At 31.0% G+C, this 12,145-nt stretch carries 12 protein-coding genes; 1 reads left to right on the forward strand and 11 read right to left on the reverse strand.

The genetic code is table 11. From position 1 onward, the window contains the following. The first annotated feature begins 441 nt into the window (after window positions 1-441). A complete protein-coding gene (locus tag GQR97_RS13060; protein WP_158849096.1) occupies window positions 442-2,532 on the forward strand; it encodes a TonB-dependent receptor domain-containing protein in 2,091 nt (696 codons plus the stop codon). An 89-nt stretch (window positions 2,533-2,621) separates the two neighbouring features. On the opposite strand, the gene GQR97_RS19690 is transcribed toward GQR97_RS13060, so the two are convergent. The 11 genes from GQR97_RS19690 to GQR97_RS13110 form a co-directional block, all read right to left on the reverse strand. Further along, window positions 2,622-2,759, reverse strand: a complete 138-nt coding sequence (locus tag GQR97_RS19690; RefSeq protein ID WP_199269854.1) for a hypothetical protein — start codon at window positions 2,757-2,759, stop codon at window positions 2,622-2,624. A gap of 79 nt (window positions 2,760-2,838) precedes the next feature. Beyond that, complete coding sequence (locus tag GQR97_RS13065; protein ID WP_158849098.1) at window positions 2,839-4,296, reverse strand: NAD(P)/FAD-dependent oxidoreductase; 1,458 nt, start codon at window positions 4,294-4,296, stop codon at window positions 2,839-2,841. A gap of 152 nt (window positions 4,297-4,448) precedes the next feature. Beyond that, window positions 4,449-5,570: an ABC transporter permease gene (locus GQR97_RS13070; RefSeq protein ID WP_158849100.1), complete on the reverse strand. Its 1,122-nt coding sequence runs from the start codon at window positions 5,568-5,570 to the stop codon at window positions 4,449-4,451. Next, on the reverse strand, window positions 5,570-6,676 hold the full coding sequence (locus GQR97_RS13075; protein ID WP_158849102.1) for an ABC transporter permease: 1,107 nt from the start codon (window positions 6,674-6,676) through the stop codon (window positions 5,570-5,572). The genes GQR97_RS13070 and GQR97_RS13075 overlap by 1 nt, the downstream gene beginning before the upstream one ends. Next, a complete protein-coding gene (locus tag GQR97_RS13080; RefSeq protein WP_158849104.1) occupies window positions 6,673-7,401 on the reverse strand; it encodes an ABC transporter ATP-binding protein in 729 nt (242 codons plus the stop codon). The genes GQR97_RS13075 and GQR97_RS13080 overlap by 4 nt, the downstream gene beginning before the upstream one ends. Before the next feature lie 21 nt (window positions 7,402-7,422). After that, window positions 7,423-8,325, reverse strand: a complete 903-nt coding sequence (locus tag GQR97_RS13085) for an ABC transporter ATP-binding protein (protein WP_158849106.1) — start codon at window positions 8,323-8,325, stop codon at window positions 7,423-7,425. Between the two features lie 6 nt (window positions 8,326-8,331). Continuing rightward, window positions 8,332-8,790: an OsmC family protein gene (locus GQR97_RS13090; RefSeq protein ID WP_158849108.1), complete on the reverse strand. Its 459-nt coding sequence runs from the start codon at window positions 8,788-8,790 to the stop codon at window positions 8,332-8,334. Between the two features lie 20 nt (window positions 8,791-8,810). Further along, entirely contained in the window at window positions 8,811-9,308 is a 498-nt protein-coding gene (locus GQR97_RS13095; RefSeq protein WP_158849110.1) for a hypothetical protein, read from the reverse strand. 1 nt (window position 9,309) lies between these two features. Beyond that, on the reverse strand, window positions 9,310-10,212 hold the full coding sequence (locus tag GQR97_RS13100) for an HlyD family secretion protein (RefSeq protein WP_158849112.1): 903 nt from the start codon (window positions 10,210-10,212) through the stop codon (window positions 9,310-9,312). A 10-nt stretch (window positions 10,213-10,222) separates the two neighbouring features. Further along, window positions 10,223-11,473: a TolC family protein gene (locus GQR97_RS13105; RefSeq protein ID WP_158849114.1), complete on the reverse strand. Its 1,251-nt coding sequence runs from the start codon at window positions 11,471-11,473 to the stop codon at window positions 10,223-10,225. A 1-nt stretch (window position 11,474) separates the two neighbouring features. Then, the gene (locus GQR97_RS13110) at window positions 11,475-12,089 is read right to left on the reverse strand and encodes a TetR/AcrR family transcriptional regulator (protein ID WP_158849117.1); all 615 of its coding nucleotides are present in this window, start codon (window positions 12,087-12,089) and stop codon (window positions 11,475-11,477) included. Window positions 12,090-12,145 lie beyond the last annotated feature (56 nt).

The raw sequence follows: 12,145 nt of genomic DNA on the forward strand, positions 1-12,145 counted from the left end.
TTTTCAATAGGTTTGAGTGCGCTTATAATGTTTAACACATTAAGAGTATCCTACACGTTTATTAATTACAAATTAGATCCCATCGGTTTTATTGAGAATTATTGCGTTAATATAGATAAACCGGAACTAAAGTGTAATGGGAAGTGCCACTTAAAGAAAGTGTCTCAATCTACAGAAGGTGAAAAAGAAGCCATTAAATTTTTGAATTACGAGATTTTATTATTTCATCAACCAACTAAAGCATATCAACTAAACGCTTTTATTTTCACTCAAAAAAAAGAAATTTTTTCATATTCAAACCTTTATAGTTTTAATTATAAGCTATTTTGTTTTCATCCTCCAAAGGTGTAAGTCAAATTCTAAAATTTATTTATTGTTACAATGAAGTTTTCTTCAATAGCAATAGAAGGACTTATTACAAAAATTTTAAATATTCATATAATGAAAACAATTTATAGTGTGCTTTTATGCGCTTTAATTACGTCTGTATCCTTTGGTCAAACAAATAATAAAGCACAAGACACCACTAAACAAAAAAATATAAAATTAGATGAAGTTATTGTTTCAGGAAATATTAAAACAGATCCTGTTCTTAACACGGTAACCAATAATTATGATAAAAATGTTGTTCAACCAAAAAACGTTGCCGATTTATTTAACGATATAAACGGGTTTTCGGTTATAAAAAGAGGGAATTACGCTATCGATCCTAGTTTTCGAGCTAGTCAATATGAACAGTTAAATGTTCAGTATGATGGTGGAACAAAAGCCATGCACGCGTGCCCAAACCGTATGGATCCAATAACAACACATGTTATCCCTGAAGAAATTTCGAAAATTGAAATTATTAAAGGCCCATATACCGTTCGTTATGGTGCCACATTTGGTGGTATAATAAATCTAGTAACGCAAAAACCAGATTATTTAGAGAAAGGCTTTCATGGTAAAGCTTCCGCAGGATATGAAACCAATGGGAATTCCATGGTTAATATGCTTCAGCTTCAATATATTGAAAATAAATATGATATTATCGGAAATATAGGTTATCGGGATTTTGGGAGTTATGAAGATGGTGATGGTATAGAGATACCTTCGGCTTTTAAAAGTACAGATTATGGCGTAAAATTTGGTTATAATCTTACTGAAAATCAACGTTTACAAGCCCATTGGAGACAGTCTTTTGGACGAGATATCCAGCATGCCGCATTAGCCATGGATACAGATTACGATAATAGTAGTATTCTATCTTTAGATTATAAAATAATCGATTTGGGTGAAATAGTTAAAAGTTTTTCCGCGAAAGCTTACTATAGCTATGTGGATCATTTAATGACCAATTTTGATAGACCTTCTTTTGCAACAACGGCGGCCGAATCGTCTGTGGAAGCAACAACAATAGGTGGTAAATTAGAGTTAAATTGGGAACCGTTTAAATCTGTAACTATTTTTAGTGGTTTAGATGCGATGAGTATTGCAAGAGATGGAGCAAGAATTAGAACCGTGAAAATAAATATGATGGGGATGACTTTAGCCACGCCATTAGTTTATAATGATAAGGTTTGGCAAGATGCTTATGTTAACGATTTTGGAGTATTTACCGAAGCAAAATGGGCTATTAATCCAACCGCTGTTTTAACAGCTGGTATACGTTATGATATGGTTAAGAGTGATCTAAATGATCCTGCAGACGATTTTGCAGCACGATATGATTTAGAGGAAAAAACAGATAATAATATTAGTGGAACGGTTTCTATTAAAAAAATAGTGACAAATAACCTGACTTTGGAAGTTGCTTATGGACGTGGCATTCGATCTGCAAATATGATTGAACGCTATATTAATCACTTTACAGTAGGGCAGGACCCTTATGAGTATTTAGGAAATCCAAATCTTAAACCGGAAGTTAACAATCAATTTGAAATTGGTTTTAAAGGAAAAAATAGCACTAATAGTTTTAAATATGCTTCTAGTTTTTACTATTCTAAATTTGAAAATTATATTGTAGGTGTTGTAGATCCTACTATTACACGCAAATTTATGCCTACGACAGATCCGCAGTTTGTAAAAGTATTTAGAAACTTAGATAATGCGTATAAAACAGGTTTTGAAGTTATGGGTGAAGTAGGCTTTTTTAATGATTTTTACTTTAAAACTCAATTGGCTTATGTTTATGCAAAAAATAATGATTTAAACGAATCTTTACCTCTTACACCTCCTTTTAATACTACGTTTTCTTTAGGTTTAAAACGAGAAAAATATTGGGCTAATGCTCAATATAAAATAACAAGTAAACAAGATAATATTGCTGAAAGTTTTGGAGAAACCACTACAGATGGCTATGAAACTTTGGATATTAAGTTTGGTATTATACCGCTTAAAAATTTAACATTAGGAGTTGCTGTGTTAAATGCTTTTGATGAAGCTTATAACAATCATTTAAATTTTAGTTTTACGAATCAAGAAAACTTTGGAAGAACTCCAATTACAGATCCAGGACGCAACTTCACTGCTTTTGTGCAGTATCAATTTTAAGGTTTAGTTGAAACTTATTTATAGAAAAAAAGGGCATTAGTAATAATGCCCTTTTTCCATTAAAAATCAACTAAAAACTAACAATCACATTAGTTTACTTTTCTAGTGCCTCCATGTCCTCCAGCAACAACAAGCATTATCTTTATACTTAAATAAATAAACTTGAAAAACTGAATGATAGGATTCATCATTTTAAATCTTTGATATTTTGATATTCTATGTGTCATGACTTTGCAATTTATTCTCTTATTATGGTTTAAGGTCTTTCACTATAAGCTATTTACACCACAAGTGTAGGTTTCCTAATTATTCTGGAATTAACCACCAAAATGGTTTCATTTTTGCTTTGTAAAGAAAGGCATAATGCAAAGCTAATTTTAACCAGTGACCAGCTAAACCAATTGCTCCAAAGGTTTTACCTAATTGTCTGCCTTGTGTTTTTGGATATTTCTCGTAATCTGGAACAATAGGAAATGTAGTAATGCTCACGCCGCTTCCTTTTGTTAGTCCATAACCTGCAGAAGCAATACAAGCAGCTCCCATATTTCCCATAGAACCTTTATGTTTTAAAGATTCTTTTCCACTTTTAATAGAATCGATAATATTGTCTGCTACCAATTTTGCAGTTATACCAGATGGCATGCCTGTTCGTGGTGGTGCAGGTGAAATATCTGTACCGTTTTTACTTTTTCTTGGTTTAGAAATAGCATGTGGTGGTGCAAATGCAATACCTGGTGCAAAAATATTTTTATAACTAGGATTTTGATACGTTTCTGGCCAATCTTTTACCGACCACTTTTCGTATGGTTTTTGGGTATAATCAGCATCGACAATCATAAACCCTTTAAAGAGTTTTTCTGTAATGTCATTTTTGTTTTTATCATAGGCTTTAAAACCATGACCTGAAAATGCAGGAATTAACATGGCAAAATCATAAGTTTCAGATTTTTGTTCGCCTTCTAGGTTTTCGTAATGAGCTAAACCATCTTCAATTTTATTAACGCCAGCTCCAAGAATCCATTTAATATCTCGATCTTCAAAAATCATTTCAACCATTTCATGAGATTTCATGGTCATGCTTCCATAACTTAATAACATACCATCCATACCAAAATCTCCTAATTGGTATTCGTTAGAAATCCATGTTACTTCTGCCATATCGCGCACATTATGTCTGCACAATTCTTTTTCTACATTTAAAATATATTCGAAAGCAGCACCTTGGCATGTGGATTTTGCGTGTCCTGTACCAATTAAAATTTTAGCTCTTTTACCAGCTTTCATTTGTTCGATAACTTTGTTTAAGCCTTCCCAAGCATGGTCTGCGTGTGTATATGTACATACAGAATAGGTTTTGTTTTTACCAGGTATTAATCCATCGGTTGCTCCAAAGTTTAATCTTGGACCGGTTGCATTAATTAAATAATCATAAGTTATTTTTTCTTGTTGTCCTACATTATCTCCTTTTACATATTCGGCTAACACATAAGGTTTATATTCATTTTTGTCTCCTTCAGGAAAAAATGAAATAGCTTTTGCCTGTTTGAAACCGATACCTTTCTTTTTATATAAAGGTTCTAATGGGAATAATATTTTTTCGGATTTCATTCTACCGATTCCTACCCATATATTAGAAGGGACCCATTGGTAATTACCGTTGGGAGAAACCACAACAACTTCATGTTTTTTTGAAAGTTTTCTGCGTAAGTGTGTCGCTGCAACATGGCCAGAAATTCCAGCTCCTAAAATAACGATTTTAGACATTTTTTATGATTTGATAATGTGAATTTAGTTTAAAAACTAAGGATACAAAATGATATTTATCAATTTGATTTTCTTTGGAACAGAAAGCCTTAATGATAGTGTAAAGGTTGGGTTTTTACATTAGTTAAACAGTAACTTTGGTTACACAAGTGTTAATTTGTTTTCTTGTAACTCCAAACAGCTAAACCATTCATTATAAAAGCATAAAGTGCTGTTTTTAATAGCTGAGGAAGGATGTCCATAAACCCAGAACCTTTCAGCATTACCATGCGCATCACTTCTACAAAGTATTTAATGGGGTTAAAATCCGTTATTGTTTGTGCCCATTTTGGCATGCTTTCTATTGGTGTGAATAAGCCACTCATTAAAATAAAAATAACCATAAAAAACCAAGCAATAAACATAGCTTGCTGTTGAGTATCCGTAAAGTTGGATATGAATAAGCCAATTCCTAAAATCACTAAAATATAAATAGATGTGTATAAATAGAGGAGTGGTAAACTTCCAACCATAGGAACATTAAATATAAGTTTTGCTAATGCTAAACCAACAGTTAATAAGCCTAGTCCTATTATCCAAAAAGGAAAGAGTTTCCCGATAATAAACTGACTTTTTTTAATTGGTGTTACATTTATTTGCTCTAATGTGCCTATCTCTTTTTCTCGTACAATATTCATTCCTGAAAGAAAAAGAGTAATCATTGTTACCAATAGAACTAGTATTCCTGGAACCATAAAGGTTTTATAGTTTAAAGTTTTATTATACCAAAACAAAGGAATGTTTTCTATGGTAATTGGCTGTATTTGTTTGTCGGAAACTTGTAATAAATCTACTTTTATATTTTGATTAAAGCGTTGCACGATTTGTGTAACATATACATTTTCAACTCCAGCGGCAGCACCATCAATAGCATTTATAGTTACTCCTAAATTGTTGTATTTTTCTTTTTGTAAATCACGTTCAAAATATTGTGGAATTTGTAAAAGAACATCAACATCTCCTTTAAGCATTGCTGAACTTGCTAGTGCTTCCGAAGAAAAATCTGTTAATACATTAAAATATGTAGATGCGTTAAATTTTTCAACTAAGGCTCTAGATGTTGAAGAGTGATCATTATCTATATAGCCAAATTTTATATTTTTCACTTCAAAAGTGGCTGCATTTGATAAAATAATGAGTTGTATTAATGGCATAACAAAAATGATAGGAAGCATACCTTTATTTCTAAAAATTTGCTTGAACTCTTTTTGTATGATGTATAGAATTGTTTTCATTATTCCAATCTAATTTTATATTTCTTAACGCTCACTCCAATAAAAAAGACCGTCATTCCTATTAAAATTAAAGTTTCTTTCCATATAAATTGTAATCCAACACCTTTGAGCATAATACCTTTAATGATGATGATAAACCATTTTGCTGGAATAATATTACTAATAATTTGCAATGGTAAAGGCATGCTTGAAATAGGGAAAATAAAACCAGACAATAAAATTACAGGAAGCATGAGCCCCATTAAAGAAATCATCATGGCTGTTTGTTGAGTTGCCGAAATAGTTGATATTAAAATACCTAAGGCTAATGCAGTGATGATGAATAAAACACTTTCTATACCTAGTAAAAAGAAACTACCTTGAACTGGCATTTTAAAAATAAAAATACTCAGCATAACAATGACTATTGCGTTAATAATGGATAGAAAAATATACGGAAATACTTTGCCAATAATGACCTGAATTGGTTTTATTGGGGATACTAAAAGGATTTCCATAGTGCCTAATTCTTTTTCTTTTGTAATAGAAATTGAAGTCATCATTGCGGAAACCAACATTAAAATAATTGTCATAACACCAGGGACAAACATATACACACTTTTTAATTCTGGGTTATAAACCATGCGTGTTCTTGGTATTATTTGGTATGCAATTGTGATGTTTTTATTCAATCCTTTTTGATATTGCTGAAGAATTGCATTTACATAATTACTTATTGTATTTGCGGTATTTGGGTCTGTAGCATCCGTAATAATCTGTATGGTTGCTTTATTATCTTTGATTAGATTTTTACTGAAATCTTTTTCGAAATTTAAAATAGCTTTTACTTTTCCCTTTTTAAAAATAGTTTCAATATCCGACTCTTTGTCAATAAATTGATTAATGCTAAAATATTTTGAAGCTGAAATTTTATTAATAATCTCTTCTGTTGTCGCATCTTTAGAATGATCTAAAACGGCAATATCTACATTGTTGATTTCGTTTGTTATAGCGAAACCGAATAGCATAATTTGAGCAATTGGCATACCAAAGAGAATAAACAACGAGCGTCTATCCCTAAAAATATGGTAGAATTCCTTTTTTATGAAGCCTATAAATCTTTTCATCCTCTTGCTAGTTTTAGAAACACATCGTTCATATTATCCACTTTAAACTGCTTTTTGAGTTTCTTAGGTGTATCTAAAGCTTCAATTTTACCGTTAACCATGATGGAAACTCTGTCGCAATATTCTGCTTCATCCATATAGTGTGTCGTTACAAAAACAGTTGTGCCTTCACTTGAGGCTTTGTAAATCATTTCCCAAAATTGACGTCTAGTTATAGGATCTACTCCTCCTGTTGGCTCATCTAAAAACACAATTTTTGGATCATGAATTAAAGACACAGAAAAGGATAATTTTTGTTTCCATCCTAATGGTAAAGAACCTACTAACTGGTTTTTTACTTCTTCCAATCCCAATTCTTCAATTAATAGCTCTGATTTTTCTTTTATTTTTTTTCTTGATAGGCCATAAATCCCTCCAAAAAAAGTGATGTTTTCTTTAACCGTTAAATCGTCATATAAAGCAAATTTCTGACTCATATAACCAATATTTTTTTTGATATTTTCAGCTTGTTTGTACACATCAAACCCTGCAACATTTGCTTTTCCAGAAGAGGGTTTAGAAATACCAATCAACATTTTCATGGCTGTTGTTTTTCCTGCTCCATTAGCTCCTAGAAACCCAAATATTTCACCTTTATTAACCTCAAAAGTAATCGCGTTTACTGCTGTAAAATCTCCAAACATTTTGGTTAGTCCTTCTACTTGTATAACTTTATTATTTTCCATTTTTATTTAAACCTTATAGGGCTATTTTGCTAATTCCATAAAGGTGTCTTCAATAGTTGGTTGTGTCTTTTCTATTTCTATATTAGATAGGTTTTTTGATCCTAAATAGGTTACTAAATCTTCTGGATTAAAATCTGTTCTACTATCCGAATAATGTACAAATTCTCCAAAAGGGTAGACGCTATGGTTGTATTCATAATCCTTTAAAGCATTTATGAGTTGATACGTATTATTAGCCCTTACATTATAAATTTGTTTGGGATAATGTTTTACAATAGCTTTAGGCGTGTCAATCTGTAAAATTTTACCATCTTGTATTAAAGCAATTCTATCGCACAAAGCAGCTTCGTCCATGTAAGGTGTAGATACCAAAATAGTAATCCCCTTTTGTTGTAAACGCTTTAACATTTCCCAAAATTCTTTTCTGGAAACAGGATCAACACCTGTGGTTGGCTCGTCTAAAAACAGTACTTTAGGTTTGTGGATTAGTGCACAACATAAAGCAAGTTTTTGCTTCATTCCTCCAGATAATTTTCCTGCTCTACGGTCTTTAAAAGGTTTTATTTGAACGTAAATCTCTTTTATTAAATCGTAATTTTCTTCTATAGTTGTTCCGAAGATAGTGGCGAAAAAATCAAGATTTTCTTCAACAGTTAAGTCTTGATAGAGTGAAAATTTCCCTGGCATATAGCCAACACTATTTCTAATTTTTTTATAATCTAAAACCACATCGAAATTGGCAACCGTGGCCGTACCTTCATTTGCAATTAAAAGTGTTGTTAGAATTCTAAACAACGTTGTTTTTCCTGCTCCATCAGGACCAATAAGTCCAAAAAGTTCACCTTCCTTAACTTCAAAAGAAATATCTTCTAAGGCTTTTACGTTTTTGTACGATTTGCTAATATGGTTAACAGATATACTCACTTAGTTTTAATTTTGAACAATAATTTTAGTTTCCATAGTAATTTTAGAGGTAATGGAATTTGAAATTAAACAGGCTTTTTCCGATTTTTCTAAAATACGTTCTGTTCGCTCTTTTTTAGATTCGTCTGTAATTACAACTTCCGGAAACAATAATACTTCGCTAATTACAAACTTGCCATCTACTTTTTCTAAAACCCCTTTAGATTCACATTTAAAACTCACAAATTCTAATTTTGAATATTCAGAAATCGCTAAAAAAGTGGTCATTAAGCAGCTACTTATCGCTGCTGTAAATAAATGTTCTGGCGACCAAATATTGGGCATTCCTCCGGGAAATTCTGGTGGTGTTGCAACTTCAATGCAATTAGTTTCGTTGGTTGCATTATTTTTTAATTCTGGGGAACACATGGTTCCTTTTCTGTCTTTTGTCCAATTTACATTAACGTTATAAGTATGTTTTTCCATGATATTGTATCTTATATTTATTATTGAAAGTAGGTGTTGTATTTATAAATATTTTCCGCAGTACTCTTTTTTAATTTTGAAGCATCTTCAATAGTTTTAGCTTCAGAAAGTGCTTCAATTTTATCCATCAATGGTAAGAGCCAAACATGTAAATTATCATGAGGTTCACCTTTCATAGTACAATTTTTAATAATATAATTTTTATTGATGTCTAATTGTTTTGCTAGAGTTTTATAATCCTCTAAAGTATTTGTTTTAATGGTTTCAAGGCTATTAAGCATGTTTTTTACACCTTCATTGGTTTCTTTGTTTGCTAACCATTTACCTTCTTTGTTCGTCTTTATTTCATTAGTCCATGAGTTTTTATAAACTTCTAAAGTCTCTCTGTTTTCCTTTGTGTTATCTACTACAACGGGTGGGTTATTTGTTTGTATTCTATCTAAAGTATTTTGCTTTTCATTGTCTTTACAACCAACAAAAACAATTAAGGTTATTACAAAAATTAAATATTTCATCATTTTAGTTATTATTTATATTGTTAATCCACATTTCAGCAGGCATTCCTATTTTAAGGCTGCCATCATTTTTCACATCTACTTTTACTGCATAAACTAATACAACACGTTCTTCTTTAGTTTGAATTATTTTTGGTGTAAATTCTGCTTCCGAAGCAATCCAACTAATCGAACCTTTATAAGATTTCATTGTATCTACACCATCAATTTCCACAGTAACTTCTTGACCTATTTTAATATTGCCCAATTGCGTTTCGCTAATGTAGACGCGTAATTGCATCGTGTTTAAATTTGCTATTTTATATAAAGGTTTACCAAAAGCGGTAATTTCATTAGGCTCGGCATATTTAGTTAATACCGTTCCGTTTACAGGATTTATAATTTTACTTTTCTGAATCTGATCGTCAATTTGTTTTAATTGCACATCGATAGATTTAAGCTCGTTAACCACAGGTGCATTTTGTATTTCTACACTTCTAATTTGATTTCTTATAACATCAATTTCTCCAGAAACATCGTCTAATTGTTTTTGAGTTCCTGCGTTATCTTTTATTAAATTTTCTGCTCGTGTTTTATTAATGTTGGCTGTTTTTAATCTAGAATTTAGTACACTTATTTGGGATAAAACTCCTTTAGATTTTGAGCCAATTACAGCTTTAGACACTTCTAATTGTTCTTGTTTTAATGCTAACGGAATAGTATCGATATAACCAATGAATTGTTCTTTTTGAAGTACATCGCCTTCATTTAGATCGAATTGCATTAATTTTCCGTTGTTTTCAGCTGAAATGGTTATTTCCGTAGCTTCAAAATTTCCATAGCCATCGGCCTTTTCATCGTTGTTTCCACAAGAAAACAAGCTTGTTGCTATTATGCTTAAACCCAATATATAGTTGTAATTTTTCATCTGTATATTTTTATTGTCCTTTAATGATATTGTAATTTGATTTTGCTAGTTGTAACTGAATTTTATGTTTTACTAACGTATTTTCGTCTTCGTATAAATTGGTGAGTTCTGTAATATATGCCGATGAGGTAATAACTCCGTTTTTAAGTTGAGAATCTGCCGATTTTAGTACCTCTTTTCTAAGATTTATAATCTCTAAATCTGATGTGATAAAGGCTTCTGTTTTATCGATTTCTTTTTGTTGTTTATTTAATTCAATGTTAGTGTTTAGTTTGAAAATTTCGGTTTCATTATCTATAATATCTTTATTAATTAATAAGGATTCACGTTGTTTTTTGTTCGAATTCCAATCGAATACTTTCCAATTCAATTTAACTCCAACAGTATAAAATGTTTGAAATGAATTATCGAGCATATTTAGTCCTGGATTACCATATCCACCAGTTGCAAACCCTAGTAGTTTTGGTGCATTTTGTTTTGATAATACACTTTCCGAATTTTCAATTTCTTCTTTTTTAAGTTGAAATAATTCTAATTCTGGTCGGGTTAAATCCGTTTGTAATTGCGTTTCTACCAATGAATTTTGAAATAAAGTTGAAGAGTTTAATTGCAGGCTTATTAAACTAGAAAGAGATTGGATAAGTGTTAATTTATTACTTTCTAATTCTTTAAATTGTTGATCTATTTTTAATAATTCAGCTTGTAAAACTTTATCTGAAGATGGTAAAACAGCACCATATTTAATTCCCGATTGTATTTCTTTTAGTTTTGCTTGTAGTTGCGTTTGTTTTGCGTTTAATAATAACTTTGATTCTTGTGCTAATAAAATGGAAAAATAGAGCTGATTGATTTGTTGTTTTAATTGATACAAACTAACTTCTACTTGTTTCTGTTTGGTTTTTAATTGCGCCGATTTTAAATCTAAGGAAGCACCGGTTGCTCCTCCATTATAAATTAATTGATTTACGGAAACCGTAGCACGATATTGGTCGTTGTTTAGTGGCTCCACCGCAGACATTGTGGCAGGAAACTCAATAACATCCGATAGGTAAGTGGCATAGGCATCTAAACTTATTTGCGGCAATTGTGAAGTAGAAATAACTGCAGCTTCTAGTTTGTTTTGGGTATTTAATAGTTTAGATTGTTTTGCTAAAGGGTAATTAGTAGTTACTAAATTGTAACATTCTTCTAGTGTAATGCTTTGTTGAGCAATACTTGGCAAGGCCGTTAGGAGGATTAAAATGATTATTAATTGTTTCATTTTATATGTGCTTTATAGAATTAATAATAAAGTCGGCTACTTCTGTTTTTCGATCTTCAATTAGCTTTTTATAAGCGTCATCATCTGTATTTGTAAATACCATGATTAGTGGTTTGGCTACAAATGGGAAAATATTTAAAGCCATAATATTTATGAATAATTGTTCTGCGCTAATGGGTAGAATAATGTTGTTTTCAACTTCATATTGAACTTGTTTTTTAAATTTTTCAATATTAGGGAAACCATTTGTGCCTTTCATTTTAAGAATAAAATCTGGATTTCTATTCAATTCTTGAATTATGAAATTTGGCAGATATGGATGTTTAACAATAAATGTTATATAATTTGAAGTAAAGTTTCTTACTTTTTCTTCAATTGAAGAATCATCATTTAAAATAGTATTTAATTGAGGTGCTAATAATGAAAAGGCATTTTTAAAGACTGCTTCAAACAGCATTTGTTTACTTCTGTAATAGTAATGAAGCATCGCTTTGTTAATACCTGCTTTATCTGCTATTTCTTGCATACGAGCACCATCCATTCCTTTCGACTGAAATATGCTTTTTGCAGCGTCTAATATTTGTTCTTCCGTATTTTCGTCTTTTGTTTTTCTCATTTCAACTAAATGGTTTAACCAAATGGTTAACAAATTTACAAAAAATAATCAAACAG

It is taken from the genome of Algibacter sp. L1A34, from assembly GCF_009796805.1.
GTDB lineage: Bacteria > Bacteroidota > Bacteroidia > Flavobacteriales > Flavobacteriaceae > Algibacter.